Here is a 22,288-nt window from a genome sequence, read left to right as displayed (position 1 = left end):
GTGAAAGAAGTCATTGAAGCGGGAGAAGAAGCATTAAGAAAGGCAGAAAAGCTGGAAAAATAACGCTTTGAGAGCTTTGTATTTCTTCCATAAAAAAGCAGTGAAGGCTTGTGCTTTCACTGCTTTTTTTATGGGGATAAAACTATTTTAAAATGAAGATTTTTGATGGATTTTGCTATTTTTTATCACTTTTTCTCATCGGGCCGGGCGAAGATGGAAAGGAGTCCTATTTCCAAAGCTCCTACTACGAGGAGTCCCATGGATGTTCCGATGAATTCGATAATCGTGGATACGAGAAGGGAACCAAAAGGAGCGCTTCCGAGGAATACAAAGGTATAAAGTCCCATGATGCGTCCAAGGTATTCTTTGGGAGAGGCCACCTGGATGGAGGCATTGCAGTTGATGAGGAAAAGAGTCAGGGAAAAGCCAAGGATACCGAATATGATGAGGGCAGGAATTTGGAAACTGACGTGACTGACCTCCATAAGAATAAGACCGCAGGCGATGGCGTTTCCAAAAATGAATTTCCGGGAGAACTGGCGGCTCGCCGTGGCCGAGAGGACGCCGCAGATCATGGAGCCTGTGCCGGCGGCAAAAAGAATGGATCCGAATCCATTGATACCCGCATGAAGGACTCTGTCTGCAAAGAGAGGCCCATAGGTCCCCAGGTTCAATATCAGGCCGCTCACCAGACCGGCAGCAATGAGGTTTTTGAATATAATGGGATTTTTCCGCGCCTGGAGGAGACCTTCCCTGATTTCCCTCAGCGGGTGGCTTTCCGGCTTTTCCTCAACCACCGAATTGACGTTCATCCGGGCGTAGGCGATGACAATGGGGATGAGGGAGAGGGCATTGAGGAAGAAAATGGAACTGTAGGAAATATAATTCAGCAGGAATGCAGCGAGCAGCGGTCCAATCATGCGGGTGAGGTTGAAATTGGCGGAATTCAGGCTGATGGCGCTGTGGAGTGCCTGTTTCCCCACCAGCTCGGGCATGAAGGCCATGCGGGCAGGCATATCAAAGGCATCGATGGAACCGACGAAAAAAGCAAAAAACAGAATCCAGAGGTACGTTTCATTTCCTGTCCAGAGAAGCAGCCCCAGAAGAGCGGCTTGCACCATGTAGGTGCACTGGGTGCCAAGAAGGATTTTTCTTTTGTTGTGCCGGTCAATCCAGAAGCCGGTGAAAAGGGTAAAGAGAAGGCTGGGCGCAAACTGGCAGGCTGAAAGGAGTCCGAGCAGGAAAGCGGAATCGGTCATGGTGTACACCAGCCACTGCTGGGCCGTGAGCTGGAGCCAGAATCCGATGAGGGCCACCCACTGGGTGATCCAGAAGATCCTGTAATTTTTTACCGTAAGAGCAGGGAATAGCTGCAATAGACGCATAAGATGGTCCTTTACTATGCAATATAGATTAAACACTAATATTATATCATAGGGGTGTACAAATGATTTTAGTCGGTTAAATCATTTGTATATCGTTATAGATTAATTTTAGACAGGGAATCATTTGACAAAGGAGCAGAAATCAAATATAATTCAGGCATAGAAATTCATAAAAGCAAGGGCGCTGCTCATGGAGCAGCGTCTTTTGCTTAAAAGGTCAGTAACGGCGCTGCTCTCCCGGGCAGGCGCCGCTATTTTTTAGGAAGGAAATGGGTTTATGGTTTTTATTTCATCCTGATTTCGGCGGATTGAGCTTCCGGCAGAGGCTTTCCGCCATCGTTACTGGAGGTGCTTACTATGCGAAAGCCAAAGATTGGAGTTATGCCGTTGTGGGATGAAAAGAAGGACAGTATATGGATGCTGCCGGGCTACATGGATGGGGTCCGTGAAGCCGGCGGAATACCGGTCATCCTTCCCCTCCACCTTTCTGAAGAGGATTTTAAAGAGATTCGTGATGATTTTGACGGCTTCCTCTTCACCGGTGGTCCCGATATTTCCCCCTCTCTTTATGGAGAGGAAAAATCCGAACTCTGCGGGTATGTCTGTGAGGACAGGGATAAACTGGAAACCATGGTTTTCCGTTACTGCCTGGAGCGGGATGTACCGGCCCTGGGAATCTGCAGGGGGCTGCAGCTGTTCAATGTATTGATGGGAGGCACCCTGTATCAGGATATTCATACGGAACGCCCGTCGCTTCACGGGCTGGAGCACAATATGGATTTCTCCTATGACTGGGTGGCTCATCTGAATACCATTATCCCCGGGACTCCGATGCATGACCGTCTGGGCGTGTCCTGCATGGGCGTTAATTCCCTTCATCATCAGGCCATCAGGAAACTGGCTCCCGGCCTCGTTCCCATGGCCTATTCCGAAGATGAGCTGATCGAGGCGGTTTACGCACCGTCCAAAAAGTTCCTGTGGGCAGTCCAGTGGCACCCTGAATGCTCCTATGTCTATGATGGTCTGGATATGGCTATTTTTGAAGCATTCACGGAAGCGGCCTCTGCATCGTCCACGGACGCTATCAAGCCGTTCCTGCCAACCAGTTTTTCCTTCTCCGATGGGAGCGAAAAACTGGGCTGAGAATACCATTTCTGATCTGAAGACATTCCGGGAGCATCTACCAGTAAAAAAAGCAGTCCGCCAAAGCGGGCTGCTTTTCTATTTCCTTTATGATTCGATTACTTCCAGGACGGAACGATGGTGCCTTTGTATTTTTCAGCAATGAATTTCTTGACGGAGTCAGACTGATAATACTTGACGAATTTCTGGTAAGCCGGCTGATCTTTGTCCTTGTTCCTTGCGGCGATGATCATGACGGCCAGCGGGGTATTTTCATCTTCCCAGAAGAGGCCCTGGTCTTTCGGGGAAAGGCCTGCGCTCATGACATAGTTCATGGTGATGACGGAGAGGTCCACGTCATCCAGGGATCTCGGCAGCTGGGCAGCTTCCAGTTCCTTGAATTTCAGGTGCTTCGGGTTTTCTACTACATCGGCCGGAGTGGCTTTCATGCCGACGCCTTCCTTCAGCTTCAGGAGACCTGCTTTTTCCAGAAGTTCCAGGCCGCGGCCTTCATTGGTGGGATCGTTAGGAATGGAAACGACGGCACCGTCCGGGATGGCTTTCAGATCACGGTATTTGTTGGAGTAAATACCCATGCGCATGAGGATGGCTTTGCCGATAGACACAAGGTCGGTATTGTGCTGTTTGTTGAAATTCTTCAGGAATGGTTCATGCTGGTATACGACGAGGTCGATATCCCCATCTGCCAGGGCCTGGTCCGGGGTGATGTAATCGGAGAATTCTTTGACGTTTACTTTGAGGCCGTTCTTTTCTGCTTCTTTGGCAGCGGCTTCAACGACTTCAGCGTGGGGGCCTGCAGTGGCACCGACAGTGATTTCTTTCTTTTCCTGCGGAGCAGCGGCTGCAGAAGAAGCTGCCGTTTTCTGGCTGGAACCGCAGCCGGTAATGAATGCTGCTGCGGAGAGTGCGCAAAGGCCGGCGATTGCTAATTTTTTCAACATACTAATACTTCCTTTCTCTTTTTAAAATGAGCCGCATGTAAGGATGCGGTTTATATAAAGAGCAGATGACCGCTCATTTACATACCTGTTTAACGTTTATCCATTTTCTTGGCCAGATTGCTGCCGACGAGCTGAATAAGCTGGACCACGATGACCAGGACTATGATGGTAGCAATCATTACATCGGCCTGGAAACGCTGATATCCATAGCGGATAGCCAGATCACCAAGGCCGCCGCCGCCGATGGTACCCGCCATGGCAGAGGCGCCGATGAGGGATACGATGACTACGGTCAAACTTTCAATGATGGAAGGGAGAGCTTCCGGGATAAGGACTTTCCAGATGATCTGGAGAGGGGAAGCGCCCATGGATTCGGCAGCTTCAATGAGGCCCGACGGGATTTCACGGATGGAAGTTTCCACCATACGGGCCGTATAGGGGATGGCTGCCAGGGTCAAAGGAACTATGGCTGCCGTAGTCCCGATGGAAGTGCCTGCAATCAGCCGGGTAAACGGGATGATGGCAACCATGAGGATAATGAATGGAATGGAACGGACCATATTGATGATAAATGCCAGAGGCTTATTAAGAACCGGGCAGGCAAGGATTCCGTCCTTTTCAGTGACTACGAGGAGGATACCGAGGGGGATGCCCACAACAGCAGAAATCAGGGAGGAGAAGAACAGCATGTAAATAGTTTCTGCCAGGGATTTCAGAAGAAGATTAGTTATCACTGCGGACATATCCGATCACCTCGCTTGTAATTGGCAATTCTTTCAGATGATTGAGAGCATCATTCATATTTCCTTCATCACCGTCAATCATGATGATGAGCCGGCCGAAGGACACATTCTGGATATAATCGATGGAACCGTAGAGGATGCTGACGTCCAGATTGTACTGTCGGATCAGGTTGGCAATGATCGGTTCATTGGCCACATCGCCCCGGAATTTGAGGGAGATGACAGTCTGGTCGGCATCGGACTTTTTCTCCGGAGTGATGTTCATGTGGGAAAGCTGTTCCGGTACGTCGGAGGACATGACGGAGCCCACGAATTTCTTCAGCGTTTCCGTCTGGGGGTTCGTGAAAAGGTCGACCACGGAACCTTCTTCAATGATTTTCCCTTTTTCAATGACTGCCACCCGTTCAGCGATTTCCTTGATGACTTCCATCTGGTGGGTGATGAGGATAATCGTGATGCCCAGTTTCTTATTGATATCTCTCAGGAGGGAGAGTATGGATTTGACTGTTTCCGGGTCCAGGGCGCTGGTGGCTTCATCGGAAAGAAGGACGTCCGGGTTGGAAACAATGGCACGGGCGATGCCCACACGCTGTTTCTGTCCGCCGGAGAGCTGGGCAGGATATTTATTCTTATATTCCGTGAGTCCTACCACATCGAGAATGTCATCGATTCTCTTTTTTTGCTCCGCCTTCGGCACGCCGGAAAGTTCCAGGGGAAATGCCACATTTCCTGCCACGGTGCGGTTGGAAAGCAGATTGAAATGCTGGAAAATCATGCCGATTTTCTTTCTTTCTTCACGAAGCTGACCTTTGGAGAGCTTCATCATATCTTTTCCATTGATGAGGACTTCGCCGGATGTCGGGGGTTCCAGCATATTGATGCAGCGGACCAGGGTCGATTTCCCGGCGCCCGACTGCCCGACGATACCGAAGATTTCACCGTCCTTAATAGTCAGGTTGATGTCGTCCAGTGCCTTGAAACTGCCATATAATTTCGTTATATGCTTTAATTCAATCATTGTGACTCCTTATAATAAAAAAACCTTCATGAAAGATGAAGGGGATTTTTGCATCATCTTTCGGATCAAATCCGCTGGAATTGGCACCGTTTCCTGAGAATGGTTGCCGTGGTTTCAAAGGGCCAGTCCCTCCGCCACTCATGATGAATCTGTATGAAGATGGACCGCACTTTGTGCGGTTGAAATTATAGTACTCTTAATAATTGATAATGTCAATAGTAATTTTTTTAAAAGGCGACATTCTTTGCGGCTTCCTTAAAAATTTTGGCATTTTACATGAGAAATATTATTTGCCACGGCGTCTTTTAAAATCTGTTTACCGGATTTTCCTGTTTCAGCACAATAACTCTTTGCGCCATTTAGACGCTAATGCTATAATATACTAAAGTAAATGAGACCGTCCTGAAAGGGGCGGGATTCTTTCATAAAGGAGGTAAGTATGAGCGTGAACCAGAGACTGATCAACCCATTGGCAGATAATCTCTTTGACGGCATCCTTCAGCTCAAGACAAGAGAGGAATGCTATGAATTTTTTGAAGACCTCTGCACCATCAACGAACTTCGCGACATGTCCCAGCGTCTGGAAGTGGCCAGAATGCTGGAGGCCGGCGAGAAATATGACCAGATTGAGAAGAAAACCGGTGCCAGTACCGCCACCATTTCCCGGGTGAAACGGTGCCTGAAATATGGCGCTGACGGCTATGCTACCGTGCTGAAAAGGCTGGCAGAGAAGGAGGAGAAATAATGGAGCCCCTCGATCTTTCCCATGAAGGTTTCAAGGCCTATGATATCCGCGGCATTGTGCCCACGGAGGTGAATGAAGAGCTTGCCTACCGGGTAGGCAGGGCTTATGCTTCCCTGTATCATCCGAAAACCATGTGTATCGGCTGCGATGTCCGTCCAAGTTCAGAAAGTATGAAAGCGGCTGCAGCCAAAGGACTCATGGATGGCGGAGCGGATGTCTATGATATAGGACTCTGCGGCACGGAAATGATGTACTTCGGGACATTCTATTATGGCATGGATGGCGGGTTTATGATTACTGCCAGTCATAATCCTTCCGATTATAACGGCATCAAGATTGTCCGTCAGGAAGGCATTCCGGTCAGTGCGGACACGGGGTTGAAGGATATCGAAAATCTTGCGTTCTCCGGAAATTTTGAGGATGCACCGGCGAAGGGAAGACTTTTTACAAAGGAAATACTGGATGATTATGTAGAAACAGTCCTTTCTTTCGTGGATACGGAGAAAATAAAGCCCTTCCATATCGTGGTGAATGGCGGTAATGGTTGTGCCAATGTGGTTTTTGAAAAATTGAAAACCCGGCTGCCCTTTACATTTACGGAACTCAATATGGAGCCTGACGGGTCTTTCCCTCATGGCGTTCCCAATCCCATGCTGGAAGAATGCCGGAAGCCTCTTGTAGAAGAAGTGCTGAAAGAAAAAGCTGACCTTGGTATTGCCTGGGACGGCGATTTTGACCGCTGTTTCTTCATTGATGAAAATGGTCATTTTGTGGAAGGCTACTACATGGTGGTCCTCCTTTCTGAATATTTTCTGAAGAGAAATCCGGGAGAGACCATCGTTCATGATCCCCGCGTCTTCTGGTGTACCGGGAAAATCTGCTATGACCTTGGCGGAAAGGGTGTGGAATCCAAGGGCGGTCATGCTTTTATGAAAGAGACCATGAGGAAAGTCAAAGCCATTTATGGCGCGGAAAATTCGGCTCATCACTTTTTCCGTGAATTTTCCTACTGCGATTCCGGCATGATTCCCTGGCTCATTGTGACCCAGATCATGAGTGAGAAGGGAAAGCATCTGGGCGAGCTCGTGGCGGCCATGGAAGAAGAATTCCCCTGCAGCGGGGAAATCAATCTCACGGTCAGTGACAGCAGTTATGTCATTGAAAAAGTGAGGGAGAAATACGCAGAGTCTGCGGTCCATATCGACCTTACCGATGGCATAGGAGTGGAATTTGACAACTGGCGGTTCAACCTCCGCCCGTCCAACACGGAGCCCCTGATCCGTTTCAATATGGAAACGGAACATGACCGGCCGCTTCTGGAAGAAAAGAAAAACGAAGTTATCAATTTCATCAAATCTTTGTGATTGAAGCGCCGGGGGATGACCTCCGGCGCTTTTGCGCGGGACGGAAACGCTATGGCGGCCTATAAATATAATCTTTAATATGGGCCCTTGAAAAAACGAATACAGGGTAGTCGGTCTATGGTAAAATAATATTAGCAGTTCCTGTAACATTTTCTGCAAAGGAGTATGATTATGGAATATCGTATCGAGCATGATTCCCTTGGTGAAGTGAAGGTACCGGCCAACCATATGTGGGGCGCCCAGACCCAGCGGTCTTTTGAAAATTTCAAAATCGGCAATCTGGAAATGCCCCGTGAAATCATCCGGGCTTTTGCCATTCTGAAGAAGAGCGCTGCTGCCGTCAATATGGAAGAAGGCGAGCTGGATCCGGACAAGGCAAAAGTCATCATGGAAGCCTGCGATGAAATCCTTGATGGCAAATGGCCCAATGAATTCCCGCTGAAAATTTACCAGACCGGTTCCGGTACCCAGAGCAATATGAATATGAACGAAGTAGTTGCTCATATTGCCAATGCAAAACTGGAAAAGGCAGGAAGCTCCAAACGGGTTCATCCGAATGACGACGTCAACCATGGCCAGTCCTCCAATGATACATTCCCCACGGCTTCCCATGTAGCTGCCGTCCAGGTGCTTCATGAAAGACTGTATCAACAGCTGGATGAGCTGATTGCCACCCTTGATCAGAAGAGTGAAGATTTCATGCATATTGTCAAAATCGGCCGTACCCACTGCCAGGATGCCGTGCCCCTTACACTGGGCCAGGAAATTTCCGGCTGGGCTGAAATGCTGAAGAAATCCAAAGCCATGATCCAGCAGGCAGAAACCCATCTCCATGGACTTGCCATTGGTGGGACTGCCGTTGGTACGGGTCTCAATGCGACGAAGGGTTTCGGCGAAAAAGTCGCTGCTGCCATCAGCAAAGAAACGGGAATCGACTTCTACTCCGAACCCAATAAATTCTATGCTTTGACCGGCCGTGACGATTTCGTATTCTGTCATGGCGCTTTGGAAGCCCTGGCTACGGATGCCATGAAGATGGTGGATGATCTCCGCCTCCTCGCCGCAGGCCCCCGCGCAGGCCTTGGAGAACTTTCCATTCCTGCCAATGAACCGGGATCTTCCATCATGCCGGGCAAGGTCAATCCGACCCAGTGTGAAGCGGTGACCATGGTGGCCTGTCGTGTCCATGGCAACCAGGCCTGCATTGCTCTCGCTTCTTCCCAGGGCCGTTTCGAACTGAACGTATATGCGCCAATCATTGCCCATTCCTTCATCCAGTCCGTACGCCTTCTGGGCGATGTGCTCCATTCCTTCGATATCCACTGCGCTGTAGGCATCGAACCGAACCTGGAACGGATCAATGAACTGGTCAATAAATCGCTCATGCTCGTTACCGCTCTTTCCCCACACATCGGCTATGAAAAATCTGCCACCATCGCCAAGACCGCTTTCAAGGACAAGAGCTCCCTCAAGGAAGCTGCTTTGAAGCTTGGCTATGTGACGGAAGAAGAATTCGATGCCTGGGTGGTACCGAAAGACATGACCAATGTAGACAGATAAATAAAAGCAAATATAAAACAGGGTGGATCGAATCCATCCTGTTTTATATTTGCTTTTTGTTTCATGATGGGAAATAAAATATTTTATTTCATGTTTTACATTTCCTTTACAGAACCGGCCTTAACGGGTCCGATTTTATCTTATATAATAAAAGAAACCTTACTCTTTGGTCATTATAAAGATATTTTATTTCCATTATGTTATATTTTCGTGAAGAAAAAATTGGTCCGTCCCCCATTTGAACCCGTTTTGTGCTAGAATAGTAACGTTCACTTGTTATAAAATAGATAAGATTATATTTTTATATACAGGAGGTTGTATGGGTCATATATCTGTAATCGGCAGCTGCAATATGGACCTTACCGTGGAAGCGGACCGGAGGCCCCTGGCCGGCGAAACCGTCATAGGGAAGAGACTCATTGTTTCTCCCGGCGGCAAGGGAGCCAATCAGGCCGTTGCCGCAGCCAGGCTGGGCGAAGAAGTATACATGATCGGCTGCGTGGGCAATGATGCCTATGGGAAAGGTATGCTGGAAGCTCTCCAAAACAGCGGGGTAAAGACTGACTACGTATCTGTACTGGATGATGTGAATACAGGGACTGCCCACATCATTCTGGCCGAGGGGGATAACAGTATCATCGTTCTCAAGGGGGCCAATGACCGGGTAACGAGGAAAGTGGTGGATGACGCTTTTGATATCATCCGTACTTCGGATCTGGTCATGCTGCAGCATGAGATTCCCATGGATACCATCGGCTATATCATTGACCGCTGCTATGAGGAAAATGTGCCGGTCATGCTGAATCCTGCGCCCTATATGGACATCCCGTCTGACTGGATTGACAAAGTGACCTACATCACCCCCAATGAACACGAAGCGGCCCTCATGTTCCATGGCATGGACCGGAATGAAATCCTGAAATCCCATGCGGGCAAAGTCATCATGACCGTGGGAAGCGAAGGCGTGGTTTATGGGGAAGAAAATGAAATTGTTCACGTTCCCGGTTTTCATGTCCCTGTAGTCGATACGACCGGTGCCGGAGATACATTTAATGGAGCTTTTGCGGCCGGACGCTGTGAGGGCCTTTCCATCCGGGAGGCCATTCGTTTTGCCAATGCGGCTGCAGCGCTCTCTGTCGGAAAGATTGGTGCCCAGGGGGGAATGCCCTGGCGTAAAGAAGTGGAGGAAATGCTTACATGCAGAAAGTAGGAATTCTGAACAGTCATATTGCCAAAGTGCTGGCAGACCTGGGCCATACAGACAAGATCTGCGTCGGTGATTGCGGCCTGCCGGTACCGGCAGGAGTACCGAAGATTGACCTTGCTCTCCGGTTCAGGGAGCCTCTTTTCATTGAAGTGGTCATAGAGATGGCTAAATACATGCAGATCGAAAAAATCTATCTGGCGCCGGAGACAAAGGAAAAGAATCCGGCCCAGTGGAAAGCGCTGCAGGAAGTATTCCCGGAAGACAAGGTGGAATGGGTCCTGCTGAAAGATCATGAAGAACTGAAAGCCCGGGAAAAGGACTGCAAAGCGGTGATCCGCACCGGTGAAGTCACTCCGTTTTCCAATATTATTCTCCAGTCCGGAGTCATCTTCTAAAGAGGAGTACTTATGGATATAAATATGGTAGGGATCTGCAAGTCCTTCGGTACGAACAAAGTACTGGGCGGAGTCAATCTGCACATCCGTCCCGGTGAGGTTCATGCCCTCATGGGCGAAAACGGGGCCGGCAAATCCACGTTAATGAATATTCTGACCGGTATCCATAAAGCCGATGCCGGGACGATCATGGTGGATGGGAAAGAAGTGACCTTCCGTAACAATAAGGATGCGGAAGAACACGGCATCGCCTTTATTCATCAGGAACTGAACATCTGGCCGAACCTGACGGTACTGGAAAACCTTTTTCTTACCAATCAGCCCAAAACAGGATTCGGCCTGATCGACTACAAAAAAATGCGAAAAATGGCAGAGGATAAATGCAAAGAAGTGGGCATCGATCTTCCGCTGGATGAAATTGCAGGCGAATGCTCCGTGGGCCAGCAGCAGATGACTGAAATCACCCGAAGCCTCATGCTGGATGCGAAAACGGTCATCATGGATGAACCAACGGCAGCACTGACAGAACGCGAAACGGACCGCCTTTTTGAAGTCATGAGGAAACTCAAGGCGAAAGGGGTTTCCATCATCTATATTTCCCACCGCATGGAAGAAGTATTTGCCAACTGCGATACTATTACGGTCATGCGCGATGGCCAGACCATCAGCTCCAGGCCCACGGAAGAAACGAATATGGACCAGATTGTAGGAGATATGGTCGGCCGTGTGATGAGTGAATACTATCCGGCCCGCACCAACGTGCCGGGAGACGAAGTCTTCCGGGTGGAACATTTCAACCAGCCCGGAGTTTTCAAAGATATCAGCTTCAATCTGCGCAAGGGGGAAATCCTGGGCGTGGCAGGGCTCATGGGCGCCGGCCGTACGGAAATCATGCGTGCCATCTTTGGCGTGGATCCTCATGAATCGGGCAAGCTGTATCTGGAAGGCAAAGAAATCACCATCAAGAATCCCCTCGATGCCATCCGTCATGATTTCGGTTTCATTACGGAAAACAGAAAGACCGAAGGACTCATTCTTGATTTCTCTATTGAACGAAATATTGCCCTTCCCAGTGAGGAAAGACTGGCCAAAGGCCATGTAATCAATGATAAAGAGGAATTCAATTTCTCACAGGAATTGTCAAAACGGCTCGGCGTCAAGGCGCAGGATATCAATCTGGCTGCCAGCACCCTTTCCGGCGGGAACCAGCAGAAAGTGGTTATCGCCAAATGGGTGGGCATGAAGCCGAAGCTCCTGATTCTTGATGAGCCGACCCGGGGGATTGATATCGGGGCCAAGAAAGATATTTATGATCTGATGAATGAACTCACCGCCCGCGGCGTGTCCATCATCATGGTTTCGTCCGAGCTTCCCGAAGTCATCGGCATGAGCGACAGGATTCTTGTCATTCATGAAGGGAAAGTGGCAGGCATCGTGGAACATAAAGATGCCACCCAGACACGAATTATGACACTTGCAACCGGAGGAGAATAAGCATGAGTTCCGAAAAAATCAAAAATATGGTAAGAGAAATGGGTCCGCTGATTGGACTGATCCTTCTCTTTATCGTCATTTCCGCATTAAATGACAGCTTTATCGATCCATCCAACCTGAAGAATCTGGCCCGCCAGATTTCCATCAATGCCCTCATCGCCTTCGGTATGACTTTTGTCATCCTGACCGGCGGAATCGATCTTTCTGTAGGCAGTATCCTGGCCTTGTCCAGCGCACTTATGGCAAGCATGATCGCCAAAGGCACGAATCCGGAAATGGCTATCGTATTTTCCGCGTTCATCGGTATCCTGCTTGGCGCTATTAACGGTATTATTATTTCCTATGGCAAGGTAGCCCCCTTTATTGCTACCCTGGCAACGATGACCATTTATCGCGGCAGTACACTCGTATATACTCACGGCAACCCGATTTCCGGCCTTTCCGAAGATCCGATTTTTACCGCTTTCGGTCAGGGATTTATCCTGGATATTCCTGTGCCGGCTATCGTTATGCTGATCGCTTTCTTCATTCTGTACTTCATCCTGAAGAAGACTCCTCTTGGCCGTCAGACTTATGCAGTAGGGGGCAATGAAAAGGTTTCCTATATTTCCGGCATCAAGATTGACAGAATCAAGATTTTCGCTTATGCTCTTACAGGATGTCTCTGCGCTATCGCAGGCGCCATCCTGACAGCCCGCCTGAACAGTGCCCAGCCGACAGCCGGCATGGGTTATGAACTCGACGCTATTGCGGCAGTCGTTTTGGGCGGCACATCCCTTTCCGGCGGCAAAGGCCGTATTTCCGGCACCCTGATTGGCGCACTCATCATCGGTACCCTGAATAACGGTCTTAATATACTGAATGTATCCAGCTTCTATCAGCAGGTTGTCAAAGGTATCGTTATTTTGCTCGCAGTACTTATGGATCGTAAGAAAAACTAAGGAGGAAAACAAGTGTTAAAGAAAATCGCATTGGCTGCCATGATTGGCGCAGCTCTTATTTCCGCAGCAGGCTGCGGCGGCTCTTCTGATAAAAAAGCAGATGGTGCTGCATCCGGTTCTAAAAAGATGACCATCGGCTTTTCCGTATCCACCCAGAACAACCCGTTCTTCGTGACCATGGCCAACAGCGTCAAGGCAGCTGCTGAAAAAGCAGGTGTGACTGTAAAGATTGTTGATGCCCAGAATGACCCGGCTAAACAGTCCAATGATATCGCCGATCTGCTTCAGGGAAATATCAGCGTCCTCATCGTTAACCCGGTAGACTCCGCTGCAGTTTCCAACTCTGTACTGGCAGCCAACAAGGCAAAGATTCCGGTTATCACCATTGACCGTTCCGCTGATAAGGGCGAAGTGGCAGCCCACATCGCTTCCAACAATGTCAAAGGCGGCGAAATGGCAGCCGAATACATCGTTTCCAAACTGGGTGAACAGACTCCGGTGGCTGAACTGGAAGGTATCCCCGGCGCATCTGCTACCCGTGAAAGAGGCCAGGGCTTTCATAATGTAGCTGACAAGAAACTGAAAGTCCTTGCTAAACAGAATGCAGACTTCGATCGCGGCAAGGGCCTGACCGTTGCTGAAAATATTCTCCAGGGCAACCCGGACGTAAAGGCTATTTTCGCACAGAATGATGAAATGGCTCTTGGTGCAGTAAGTGCTGCCAAAGCTGCCAACAAGCAGATTTTCGTTATCGGTTTTGATGGAACTGATGACGGCGTAAAGGCAGTCAATGATGGTTCCATGGCTGCTACCATTGCCCAGCAGCCGGACAAGATGGGTGAAATCGGCGTAGATATCGCACTCAAACTGGCTAAAGGCGAAAATGTGGAAAAGAACATTGCCGTAGATCTTAGGCTGGTAGAAAAGAAATAATTGAAATAAATTGACAACCCGAAAAGACCGCGGGCATCTGCCCGTGGTCTTTTTGCGTGGAAATATATCCGGGTAAAAAGTCGGTCATGTGATAAATTTCCAGGGGGAAGTGCCGATTTCCATTGACGAGGGAACGTGGCTTTTTTATAATAATAGAAGTAACTGATTCATTGGAAAAAGGAACATGTATGGATAATCAATATGCAGAAATTTTCACCTCTCTGCTTGGTGAAAATCAGATAAAAATCAATGAACCCATGAGCCGTCATACCACCTTTGGCATCGGCGGGCCCGCGGATTGTTTTTTAATACCGGAAACATCGGAAGAACTCAGGGCTGTCACGGGACTTGCCCATAAAAATCATATTCCCCTCTTTATTCTTGGCGGAGGAGCCAATCTGCTTGTCCGGGACAAGGGCATCCGCGGGGTCGTGGTATTTACCGGTCGTCTTCAGAATATTGAAAGAAACGGAAATCAGCTTAAGGTCTCCAGCGGCGTTTCCACAGCCAGGGCAGCAAAGGCAGCCTATGACGCCGGCCTTTCCGGTATGGAATTTGCCAGCGGCATTCCGGGCTCCATCGGTGGCGCGGCTTATATGAATGCCGGGGCCTACGGTGGGGAAATGTCGAAAATCATCGTTTCTGCCACCACCATTGACGGCAGGGGAGATTTTATTTCCTACGGTGCAGAAGATCTGGGCTATTCTTACCGCCACAGCCGTTTTATGGAAAGTGGGGAAGTGATTGTGGATATTACTCTTTCCCTGAAATATGGCAATCAGAAGGAAATAAAAGCTCTCATGGATGACCTGAATCATCGGAGACGCACGAAACAGCCTCTGGAGAAAAAGAGCGCCGGCAGCACTTTCAAGCGTCCGGAGGGCCACTTTGTAGGGCAGATGATTGAAGAACTGGGGCTCAAGGGCTATGGGTATGGGGACGCGCAGGTATCCAAAAAACATGCCGGCTTTCTCATCAATAACGGTCATGCCAGCTGTGAGGACATGCTTGCCCTGATTCATGACGTGCAGGATAAAGTGAAGAAAAATTATGGCGTTGATCTGTATACGGAAGTGCAGATCGTGGGAGAAGAATAATTTCTGTAAATAGTAAGACCGGGACCTGCTAACCCCGGAGTTATATGAAAAGGCAGGTGCCGGCACCTGCCTTTTTGCGTATCTTCGAAGGATGATTGTCCGGAAAGGGAAACTATGGAAGTAATCGGATTTTATGGCCCGCCCGGTACCGGTAAAAGTGACCGGGCCCTGGTGGTGGCCTATGAAAATAAAGCATCCTGCATTATTGATGATGGCATTCTCATCTACCATAGCCGTATCGTGGCAGGAAAGTCGGCCAAACGGGAGGAAAGCAGGCTTAAGGCCGTTCGCCGGGCTATTTTCTGGGATGAAGAACAGAAAGAAGAAGTCAAGGCGGCTCTGGCGAAAATCAATCCGGCCAGGGTGCTGATTCTGGGCACTTCCGACCGTATGGTCAATACCATCGCCAAAGCACTGGAACTTCCCCGGCCGGCAAGATATATCCGCATTGAAGATGTGGCAAGACCGGAGGATATGCTGAAGGCCAGCGAGGCCAGGCATAAGGAGGGAAAACACGTTATCCCTGTGCCCACCATGGAGCTCAAGCCTTATTTCAAAGGCTACCTGGTGGACCCGCTCCGCTTTCTCCGTAACAGGAAAAAGGAATCAAAACGGTTCAGTGAATGGGATGAACGGTCCGTGGTCCGTCCTGTTTTCAGCTATTATGGAAAACTTACGTTTTCAGATAAAGTGATTGAAGATCTGGTCCGCTATTCCGTGCGGAAGATGAAGAAGATCAGGCTTCGCCGGGTGAGCAGCAAGAAAAGTGAAAGCCAGATCAATGGACTTGTCCTGTATCTTGATGTGACAGTCCGCACAGGAACACCTATGGAAATCAGGAAAGTGATCCATGATATGCGGGATGCGGTTCAGAGAGAAATCGAATATACCACGGGAATGTCGGTGGAAACGATGAAACTCACCATAGTTACAGGAGTAACCCCGGATTGACGATATTCCGGGGCCGGTATGAATGAAGGCGGCATGGATGAAAACGAAGATTAAAATCTGCGGCTTTAAAACGCCGGATGAAGTGAAAAATCTCAATCCGGCAGATATTGATTTCATGGGTATCGTCCTCTTTTTCCCGAAAAGCAGGAGGTCCGTTTCCGTAGAGCAGGCAAAGAAAATTCTTGCTGCCGTGCCTTCGGGGATCAAAAAGACGGCGGTTACCGTTTCGCCGAACCTGGAGCAGGTGCAGGCTGTTGAAAAGGCAGGATTTGATTACCTCCAGGTCCATGGCACTCTGGAAGACGAAATTCTGGAGAAAACGTCCATATCCATTATACGGGCAGTCAACATTAAAAACGGGGTGCCTGAACTGGAAATACATCCACGAATCAAGGCCTTTCTTTTTGATGCGGCAGAACCGGGCAGCGGCAAACCTTTTGACTGGAATGCCCTTTCTCGTGTGCCCAGAGGAAACAGGAAGTGGGTCCTCGCGGGGGGCCTGAATCCGTCCAATGTGGGAGATGCCATCCATCTGATTCATCCGGATATGGTGGACGTTTCATCTTCCGTGGAAAAGCCGGAGGGAGGAAAGGATTTTCATAAAATACATGCCTTTATAGAGGCAGTCCGCAAAGCAGACTGAAGGATGTATGGCAGGCGCCTCTCCGGGAAATTTTAAAATTTCTGACTTGACAGTATCTTATGAATCGTGGTACAGTTATCACAACTTTAAACGAGGAAGAAAAGAGTAGGTTTTCCGAATACGGCAAAGCGAGTCCGGATGGTGAGAGCGGACATGGACAGGGGACTGAAGTGCATTTCTGAGTTTGGCAGGCTGAAACTGGAGTAGGCTTTCCCGGGAGCTCCCGATACAGGGCATGGGTATGAATAAGGTACCCTTGGAGCTGCATATGGTGACGTATGCATGAATATTAGGTGGAAACACGAATCTCTCGTCCTGATAGGGGCGGGAGTTTTTTTATACCTATTCCGGGATTCGTGTGAAATCGGGAGACGCCCGTTACAGCGCAGGGGCATGATAGACGTGCCCTTATATCCTTGCAATCAGGAAGAGGAGGAAATGGGATATGATGGATTTTCGATGTAGGATGATGGAAAAGAAATAAATGAGTGTATGTACAAAACATTAAAACCAAGGAGAAATCATTATGGCAGACAAAAAATATCGTTTTGAAACCCTTCAGCAGCATGCAGGCCAGGTGGCCGATCCCACGACAGGAGCCAGGGCCGTGCCGATTTACCAGACTTCCGCCTATTTATTTCATGACGCCCAGGAAGGGGAAGATCTCTTTGCTCTGAGAAAGCCGGGCTTTATTTACAGCCGTCTCACCAACCCGACCCAGGAAGTATTTGAAAAGCGAATTGCTGCTCTGGAAGGCGGTACGGCAGGACTCGCCGTAGCCAGCGGGGCTGCAGCCGTGACTTATTCTATTTTGAATATTGCGGGGGCAGGAGATGAAATTATTGCCGCATCTACACTCTATGGCGGCACTTATGAACTTTTCACCGATACCCTTCCGCAGCTGGGGATTCATACTCATTTTGTGAATCCCGATCGCCCGGAAGAAATTGAAGGATTGATCAACGAAAAGACAAAGGCTGTCTACATTGAAACCCTGGGCAATCCGGCCATAAATATTCCGGACTTTGACGCCATCCGCGATATCGCTCATGCTCATCATCTTCCTGTCATCATCGATAATACTTTTGCGACACCCTATCTTTTCCGCCCATTGGAACATGGCCTTGACGTAGTCGTCCATTCTGCAACCAAATTCATCGGCGGCCATGGGACTACCCTGGGTGGGGCCATTGTCGAAAATGGACAGTTCAACTGGAATCAGCCGGAAAGATATCCTCACTTTGCCAATCCCGATGCGTCCTATCATGGCATCAACTTTGCCACCGACATACCGGGAGCCGGTTTTGTAACCAGAATCCGTGCCAAAGTCCTCCGCGATACCGGGGCCGCTATCAGCCCAATTGCCGCATGGTTCCTTCTTCAGGGGACAGAAACCCTTTCTCTCCGCATGGAACGCCATACGGCCAATGCCCAGAAGCTGGCAGAATACCTGGAAAAGCATCCTAAAGTGTCAAAAGTCAACTATCCGGGACTGGAATCCTCCCCGTACCACAAGCTGCAGCTGAAATACCTGCCAAAAGGCGCAGGATCCATCTTCTCCATTGAACTGAAGGACGGATACAAGGCTGCCAGAGGGTTTATTGATGGTCTTGAAATTTTCTCTGATCTGGCCAATGTCGGCGATTCCAAGTCTCTCGTCGTTCATCCTGCTTCCACCACCCATCAGCAGCTGGATGAGGAAGCACAGAGGGCTGCCGGCATCACTCCAGGCACTGTCCGTATTTCCGTAGGCATTGAAAACATCGATGACCTGCTGGAGGATGTGGAACAGGCTCTCGCAAAGATCTGATTTCCTGTATACTGTAAAATAAAAGAGTGAAGAATCAGGCCCGTTTCTTCACTCTTTTATATTGCCCTTTTGTGGGACAGTTGTTCAAAGGCGTCTCCGTAACGTATAATAGATAAGGAAATTTTCCTGCTTTATGCAGAAATGATAGATTGAGAGTGCAAGGAGGAACTATGTTTACAGCGACAACGATACTGGCAGTCCGCAAAGACGGTCATACCGCCATGGCCGGGGATGGCCAGGTCACCATGGGCAATGCGGTCATCATGAAAAATACAGCCCGGAAGGTCAGGCGGCTTTATCACGGAAAGATTATTGCCGGTTTTGCAGGCTCCGTGGCCGATGCGTTTTCCCTTTTTGACAAGTTTGAGTCAAAATTGAAAGACTGCAATGGCAATCTGGTGCGGGCAGCCGTGGAATTTGCCAAGGACTGGCGGAGCGACCGGGTATTGCAGAAACTGGAAGCTCTTCTGATTCTCACGGATGGAGAGCATTTATTCCTCGTTTCCGGCAGCGGCGAAGTCATTGAGCCAGATGACGGGATCCTGGCCATCGGAAGCGGCGGCAATTATGCCCTGGCAGCAGCCCGTGCTCTTTCCCGGAATACGTCCATGTCGGCTCGGGAAATCGCGGAAAAGTCGCTTCATATAGCAGCGGATATCTGTGTATATACAAATCATAACATCATTGTGGAGGAAATCTGATGGAAGAACTGACACCCCGTAAAATCGTGGCCTACCTGGACCAGTACATTATCGGACAGAATGATGCCAAGCGTTCCGTGGCCGTGGCCCTCCGGAATCGCTGGCGGGCAGGAAAGCTTCCACCCGAGCTCAAAAAAGAGGTGAGCCCGAAGAATATCCTTCTCATTGGTCCCACCGGTGTGGGGAAGACGGAAATCGCAAGACGGATCGCATCCCTTACCAATGCGCCTTTTGTCAAAGTGGAAGCTACGAAATATACCGAAGTCGGCTATGTGGGCCGGGATGTGGAATCCATGGTCCGGGACCTGGCAGAAGAAGCAGTGCGGCTTGTAAAGAAACAGGAATCTTCCCGTCATGGCAGAGATGCTGAGGAAGAAGCGGTCAGACGGGTGGCCGAGGCCATGTGGCCTTCAAAGAAACCGGAAACAAGAAGTCCCATGGATATTATCTTTGGGGAAAAGAAAGAAGAATCCAAACCGGACGAAGGGGAAAAGCAGAGAAGGAAAGATCTGGAACACCGCATCCGCACAGGCGAGCTGGATGACCGTATGGTGGAAATAGAAGTGGAAGACAAGGGCAGCACACCGGAATCGGATAATGAGCAGACCAACCAGATTTCCATCATGATTGCCGGTATGATGCCGAAAAAGATGAAAAAGAAAAAAGTCACCGTGGCGGACGCAAAGAAAATCTTTGCTGAAGAAGCAGCAGATGAAATGGTGGATATGGAAGTAGTGAAAGACAAAGCCATCCGCTATGCCGAGGAACGGGGAATTATATTCATCGATGAAATTGATAAAATAGCCGGAAGGGGACATGGCGCCGGCCCCGATGTATCCAGGGAAGGGGTACAGAGGGATATTCTTCCTATCGTGGAAGGAGCTACTGTCAAGACGAAGTACGGCCAACTGAAGACGGATCATATCCTTTTCATGGCAGCCGGGGCTTTTCATGTATCAAAACCAAGTGACCTGATTCCGGAACTTCAGGGCCGCTTTCCTATCCGTGTGGAGCTTTCCAGCCTGACCAAAGAGGATCTTCGTAAAATCCTGACAGAACCCAGGCAGGCCCTGATTCGTCAGTATACGGCTCTTCTGGAAACAGAAGGGGTTTCCATCCATTTCACGGATGATGCCCTGGATACCATAGCCTCCATCGCATCCAGGGTGAACTCGGAAACGGAAGATATAGGGGCCAGGAGGCTGTATACCATTCTGGAACGGGTACTGGAGGAACTTTCCTTTGACGCGCCGGATCTGGAAGACAAAAACGTCACGATTGACAGCCGGTATGTGGAAGACAGGCTTGGACAGATTACGGAGAATATCGATATTTCCAATTATATACTGTAAATCATTTACGGAAAGGGAGCTTTGCGGCAAAGGCGGCAGGGCTCCTTTTATTTCTCCTGTTTATATGTCAAGCAAATTCATGATTCAGGTTGACCAATGGTTTACAACTGTTTATAATAAAATACAGTATCAAAGGATTGCTGATTTCATCATTGTTCATTTAGGAGGCTCTTTATGCGAAATGAAATCCTGGATTATTTCAGGAAAGCAAACGGAGAATTCGTTTCCGGGCAGCAGATTTCGAAAGACCTGCATGTGTCCCGGACAGCTATCTGGAAACATATCAATATATTGAAAGAACGGGGCTATATTTTCGAATCAAGCACGAGAAAAGGGTACAGGCTCATTTATGCGCCGAACCTGCTGACACCGCTGGAAATCGAAGGAGCTCTTCACACGGATACCTTTGGCCGTCATGTGGTGTACATGGAATCTACCCAGTCCACCAATGAAGAAGCCAAAAAGATTGCCAGAGAAGGCGCAGAAGAAGGGACCATTGTGGTAGCCGAAGAACAGACGACAGGCCATGGCCGCCTCACTCGCGGATTCTACAGCCCCTTTGCCAAAGGGATCTGGTTCTCTCTCATCCTCCGGCCGAAATTCTTCCCCATGGAAGCTGCGAAATGCACCCTCCTTGCGGCCATCGGCGTTTGCCGGGGGATTCGCAGACTGGGTCTTACGGACGCAGGGATCAAATGGCCGAATGATATCCTGTACCATGGAAAGAAACTGGTAGGCATTCTCACGGAAATGTCCGCTTCCATGGAAAAAATCGATTATATCGTCATAGGCATCGGCATCAATACGGGCATGAAGAAGAATGAATTCCCGGAAGACTTCCGCAAAGGCGCCACTTCCTTCCTGAATGAAGGCATTGATGTGTCCAGAAAAGATCTGCTTGCAGCCATCCTGTATGAACTGGAGAAGGAATATGCCATTGCCCAGAATGAAGGCTTTGATAAAGTGCTGGAAGACTGGAAGACCCTTTCCGTCACCATTGGCCAGGAAGTCCGTGTCATCATGGGTGATGAAAGTTATACGGGCAAAGCCATCGATATTGATAAAGACGGATGCCTCCTGGTAGATACAGGAAAAGGCATCAACCGTGTCCTTGCCGGGGATGTTTCCATCCGTCCGGTGGGCGCACCGCTTCCGAAAAGATAACTTCGGGAGAAATAAGTAATAACCGTTCCGGGCATTTCACTCTCCATGTCTGAACCACGGACGGCCATTTGAAAGGAGAAGAGGTTTCCTATGGAAAAAGAAAAATTGCACAACATCATCAGTGCGGCTATTTTTGCAGGTATTATGGCGATTCTGTCGCAGTTCACATTCCCCATCGGGCCGGTACCGATTACCCTACAGAGCTTCGTATGCGCGATGGCCGGCGGTGTGCTGGGACGAAAATGGGGCGCCATTTCCATAGGTGTCTGGCTGATCCTGGGCCTCATGGGCATACCGATTCTCACCATGGGCAAAGCAGGAGCCGGTATATTCCTCTCCCCGGTTGGCGGCTACTATGTGGGGTTTGTTATCATGGCCTGGATTTCCGGTTTCCGCCTGGCTGAAAAGGGACATTTTCTTCGCCAGGTATCTTCAGCCGTCCTGGGACTTGTCTGCTGCTATGCCCTGGGCCTTGTCTGGTTCGTGGCTTATTTCCATTTCGGCCTTGGAAAAGATATGCCCCTCTGGACAGCCCTCACCCTGACCGTATTCCCCTTTGTTGCTTTTGATCTCATCAAAGTGGTGCTTGGCGTTATCTGCGGGACGAGAATCCGCCAGTCCCTGAATCAGGCCGGGTATTATCCATCCACGGAACATTAATCATCGCAAATCATAAAGCAGCTGCAGAATGCCTGCGGCTG

General features: G+C 49.3%; 21 protein-coding genes and 1 riboswitch. Of the genes, 17 read left to right on the top strand and 4 right to left on the bottom strand.

Annotation, left to right across the window (positions count from 1 at the left end; translation table 11 throughout):
* Positions 1-185 precede the first annotated feature (185 nt).
* On the bottom strand, positions 186-1,385 hold the full coding sequence (locus tag VZT47_RS01925; RefSeq protein ID WP_330223297.1) for an MFS transporter: 1,200 nt from the start codon (positions 1,383-1,385) through the stop codon (positions 186-188).
* 357 nt (positions 1,386-1,742) lie between these two features.
* Between VZT47_RS01925 and VZT47_RS01920 the strand changes: the two genes are divergently transcribed.
* Positions 1,743-2,528 carry a gamma-glutamyl-gamma-aminobutyrate hydrolase family protein gene (locus VZT47_RS01920; protein WP_330223296.1) on the top strand — a complete coding sequence of 262 codons (786 nt, stop codon included), beginning with the start codon at positions 1,743-1,745 and terminating at the stop codon, positions 2,526-2,528.
* Between the two features lie 98 nt (positions 2,529-2,626).
* Here the strand turns inward: VZT47_RS01920 and VZT47_RS01915 are convergent, their stop codons facing one another.
* The 3 genes from VZT47_RS01915 to VZT47_RS01905 all read right to left on the bottom strand — a co-directional run bounded on the left by VZT47_RS01915 (position 2,627) and on the right by VZT47_RS01905 (position 5,230).
* Positions 2,627-3,469 (bottom strand): MetQ/NlpA family ABC transporter substrate-binding protein, encoded by an 843-nt coding sequence (locus tag VZT47_RS01915; protein ID WP_330223295.1) that lies wholly within the window; start codon positions 3,467-3,469, stop codon positions 2,627-2,629.
* Between the two features lie 89 nt (positions 3,470-3,558).
* A complete protein-coding gene (locus VZT47_RS01910; protein ID WP_330223294.1) occupies positions 3,559-4,212 on the bottom strand; it encodes a methionine ABC transporter permease in 654 nt (217 codons plus the stop codon).
* Entirely contained in the window at positions 4,193-5,230 is a 1,038-nt protein-coding gene (locus tag VZT47_RS01905; RefSeq protein ID WP_330223293.1) for a methionine ABC transporter ATP-binding protein, read from the bottom strand. Before VZT47_RS01905 ends, VZT47_RS01910 begins: the two co-directional genes overlap by 20 nt.
* A gap of 50 nt (positions 5,231-5,280) precedes the next feature.
* Positions 5,281-5,380: riboswitch (SAM riboswitch) on the bottom strand.
* A gap of 289 nt (positions 5,381-5,669) precedes the next feature.
* Between VZT47_RS01905 and VZT47_RS01900 the strand changes: the two genes are divergently transcribed.
* From VZT47_RS01900 to VZT47_RS01825, 16 genes are all read left to right on the top strand, one after another.
* Positions 5,670-5,975, top strand: a complete 306-nt coding sequence (locus VZT47_RS01900) for a YerC/YecD family TrpR-related protein (RefSeq protein WP_330223292.1) — start codon at positions 5,670-5,672, stop codon at positions 5,973-5,975.
* Positions 5,975-7,339, top strand: coding sequence for a phosphomannomutase (locus tag VZT47_RS01895; protein ID WP_330223291.1), 1,365 nt, complete (start codon positions 5,975-5,977; stop codon positions 7,337-7,339). The genes VZT47_RS01900 and VZT47_RS01895 overlap by 1 nt, the downstream gene beginning before the upstream one ends.
* A gap of 171 nt (positions 7,340-7,510) precedes the next feature.
* On the top strand, positions 7,511-8,899 hold the full coding sequence (gene fumC / locus VZT47_RS01890; RefSeq protein WP_330223290.1) for a class II fumarate hydratase: 1,389 nt from the start codon (positions 7,511-7,513) through the stop codon (positions 8,897-8,899).
* Between the two features lie 319 nt (positions 8,900-9,218).
* Positions 9,219-10,109, top strand: coding sequence for a ribokinase (gene rbsK, locus VZT47_RS01885; protein WP_330223289.1), 891 nt, complete (start codon positions 9,219-9,221; stop codon positions 10,107-10,109).
* Positions 10,097-10,501, top strand: a complete 405-nt coding sequence (rbsD, locus tag VZT47_RS01880; RefSeq protein WP_330223288.1) for a D-ribose pyranase — start codon at positions 10,097-10,099, stop codon at positions 10,499-10,501. Before rbsK ends, rbsD begins: the two co-directional genes overlap by 13 nt.
* A 12-nt stretch (positions 10,502-10,513) precedes the next feature.
* Positions 10,514-11,995: a sugar ABC transporter ATP-binding protein gene (locus VZT47_RS01875; RefSeq protein ID WP_330223287.1), complete on the top strand. Its 1,482-nt coding sequence runs from the start codon at positions 10,514-10,516 to the stop codon at positions 11,993-11,995.
* Between the two features lie 2 nt (positions 11,996-11,997).
* Complete coding sequence (locus VZT47_RS01870) at positions 11,998-12,936, top strand: ABC transporter permease (RefSeq protein ID WP_330223286.1); 939 nt, start codon at positions 11,998-12,000, stop codon at positions 12,934-12,936.
* Between the two features lie 39 nt (positions 12,937-12,975).
* Positions 12,976-13,869 (top strand): ribose ABC transporter substrate-binding protein RbsB, encoded by an 894-nt coding sequence (gene rbsB, locus VZT47_RS01865; RefSeq protein ID WP_442877410.1) that lies wholly within the window; start codon positions 12,976-12,978, stop codon positions 13,867-13,869.
* 188 nt (positions 13,870-14,057) lie between these two features.
* Positions 14,058-14,966 carry a UDP-N-acetylmuramate dehydrogenase gene (murB, locus tag VZT47_RS01860; protein WP_330223284.1) on the top strand — a complete coding sequence of 303 codons (909 nt, stop codon included), beginning with the start codon at positions 14,058-14,060 and terminating at the stop codon, positions 14,964-14,966.
* A 114-nt stretch (positions 14,967-15,080) separates the two neighbouring features.
* Entirely contained in the window at positions 15,081-15,917 is an 837-nt protein-coding gene (locus tag VZT47_RS01855; protein WP_330223283.1) for a hypothetical protein, read from the top strand.
* 37 nt (positions 15,918-15,954) lie between these two features.
* Complete coding sequence (locus tag VZT47_RS01850) at positions 15,955-16,560, top strand: phosphoribosylanthranilate isomerase (protein WP_330223282.1); 606 nt, start codon at positions 15,955-15,957, stop codon at positions 16,558-16,560.
* A 526-nt stretch (positions 16,561-17,086) separates the two neighbouring features.
* Positions 17,087-18,370 (top strand): O-acetylhomoserine aminocarboxypropyltransferase/cysteine synthase family protein, encoded by a 1,284-nt coding sequence (locus tag VZT47_RS01845; protein ID WP_330223281.1) that lies wholly within the window; start codon positions 17,087-17,089, stop codon positions 18,368-18,370.
* A gap of 170 nt (positions 18,371-18,540) precedes the next feature.
* Entirely contained in the window at positions 18,541-19,071 is a 531-nt protein-coding gene (gene hslV / locus VZT47_RS01840) for an ATP-dependent protease subunit HslV (RefSeq protein ID WP_330223280.1), read from the top strand.
* Positions 19,071-20,423, top strand: a complete 1,353-nt coding sequence (gene hslU / locus VZT47_RS01835; protein WP_330223279.1) for an ATP-dependent protease ATPase subunit HslU — start codon at positions 19,071-19,073, stop codon at positions 20,421-20,423. The genes hslV and hslU overlap by 1 nt, the downstream gene beginning before the upstream one ends.
* Before the next feature lie 174 nt (positions 20,424-20,597).
* Entirely contained in the window at positions 20,598-21,587 is a 990-nt protein-coding gene (locus VZT47_RS01830; RefSeq protein ID WP_330223278.1) for a biotin--[acetyl-CoA-carboxylase] ligase, read from the top strand.
* Positions 21,588-21,677: 90 nt separating this feature from the next.
* On the top strand, positions 21,678-22,247 hold the full coding sequence (locus tag VZT47_RS01825; protein WP_330223277.1) for a biotin transporter BioY: 570 nt from the start codon (positions 21,678-21,680) through the stop codon (positions 22,245-22,247).
* The last annotated feature ends 41 nt before the right edge of the window (positions 22,248-22,288 follow it).

This window comes from Dialister sp. (genome assembly GCF_036343215.1).
Taxonomy (GTDB): Bacteria; Bacillota; Negativicutes; order Veillonellales; family Dialisteraceae; genus Dialister.
Note: the sequence above shows the minus strand (reverse complement) of the source record. Positions and strands in the feature narration are given on the sequence as shown.

Bases quoted from the DNA above. Each gene is read 5' to 3' on its own strand.
- VZT47_RS01925 (WP_330223297.1), bottom strand. From the start codon at position 1,385: ATGCGTCTATTGCAGCTATTCCCTGCTCTTACGGTAAAAAATTACAGG.
- VZT47_RS01920 (WP_330223296.1), top strand. From the start codon at position 1,743: ATGCGAAAGCCAAAGATTGGAGTTATGCCGTTGTGGGATGAAAAGAAG.
- VZT47_RS01915 (WP_330223295.1), bottom strand. From the start codon at position 3,469: ATGTTGAAAAAATTAGCAATCGCCGGCCTTTGCGCACTCTCCGCAGCA.
- VZT47_RS01910 (WP_330223294.1), bottom strand. From the start codon at position 4,212: ATGTCCGCAGTGATAACTAATCTTCTTCTGAAATCCCTGGCAGAAACT.
- VZT47_RS01905 (WP_330223293.1), bottom strand. From the start codon at position 5,230: ATGATTGAATTAAAGCATATAACGAAATTATATGGCAGTTTCAAGGCA.
- VZT47_RS01900 (WP_330223292.1), top strand. From the start codon at position 5,670: ATGAGCGTGAACCAGAGACTGATCAACCCATTGGCAGATAATCTCTTT.
- VZT47_RS01895 (WP_330223291.1), top strand. From the start codon at position 5,975: ATGGAGCCCCTCGATCTTTCCCATGAAGGTTTCAAGGCCTATGATATC.
- fumC (WP_330223290.1), top strand. From the start codon at position 7,511: ATGGAATATCGTATCGAGCATGATTCCCTTGGTGAAGTGAAGGTACCG.
- rbsK (WP_330223289.1), top strand. From the start codon at position 9,219: ATGGGTCATATATCTGTAATCGGCAGCTGCAATATGGACCTTACCGTG.
- rbsD (WP_330223288.1), top strand. From the start codon at position 10,097: ATGCAGAAAGTAGGAATTCTGAACAGTCATATTGCCAAAGTGCTGGCA.
- VZT47_RS01875 (WP_330223287.1), top strand. From the start codon at position 10,514: ATGGATATAAATATGGTAGGGATCTGCAAGTCCTTCGGTACGAACAAA.
- VZT47_RS01870 (WP_330223286.1), top strand. From the start codon at position 11,998: ATGAGTTCCGAAAAAATCAAAAATATGGTAAGAGAAATGGGTCCGCTG.
- rbsB (WP_442877410.1), top strand. From the start codon at position 12,976: ATGATTGGCGCAGCTCTTATTTCCGCAGCAGGCTGCGGCGGCTCTTCT.
- murB (WP_330223284.1), top strand. From the start codon at position 14,058: ATGGATAATCAATATGCAGAAATTTTCACCTCTCTGCTTGGTGAAAAT.
- VZT47_RS01855 (WP_330223283.1), top strand. From the start codon at position 15,081: ATGGAAGTAATCGGATTTTATGGCCCGCCCGGTACCGGTAAAAGTGAC.
- VZT47_RS01850 (WP_330223282.1), top strand. From the start codon at position 15,955: ATGAAAACGAAGATTAAAATCTGCGGCTTTAAAACGCCGGATGAAGTG.
- VZT47_RS01845 (WP_330223281.1), top strand. From the start codon at position 17,087: ATGGCAGACAAAAAATATCGTTTTGAAACCCTTCAGCAGCATGCAGGC.
- hslV (WP_330223280.1), top strand. From the start codon at position 18,541: ATGTTTACAGCGACAACGATACTGGCAGTCCGCAAAGACGGTCATACC.
- hslU (WP_330223279.1), top strand. From the start codon at position 19,071: ATGGAAGAACTGACACCCCGTAAAATCGTGGCCTACCTGGACCAGTAC.
- VZT47_RS01830 (WP_330223278.1), top strand. From the start codon at position 20,598: ATGCGAAATGAAATCCTGGATTATTTCAGGAAAGCAAACGGAGAATTC.
- VZT47_RS01825 (WP_330223277.1), top strand. From the start codon at position 21,678: ATGGAAAAAGAAAAATTGCACAACATCATCAGTGCGGCTATTTTTGCA.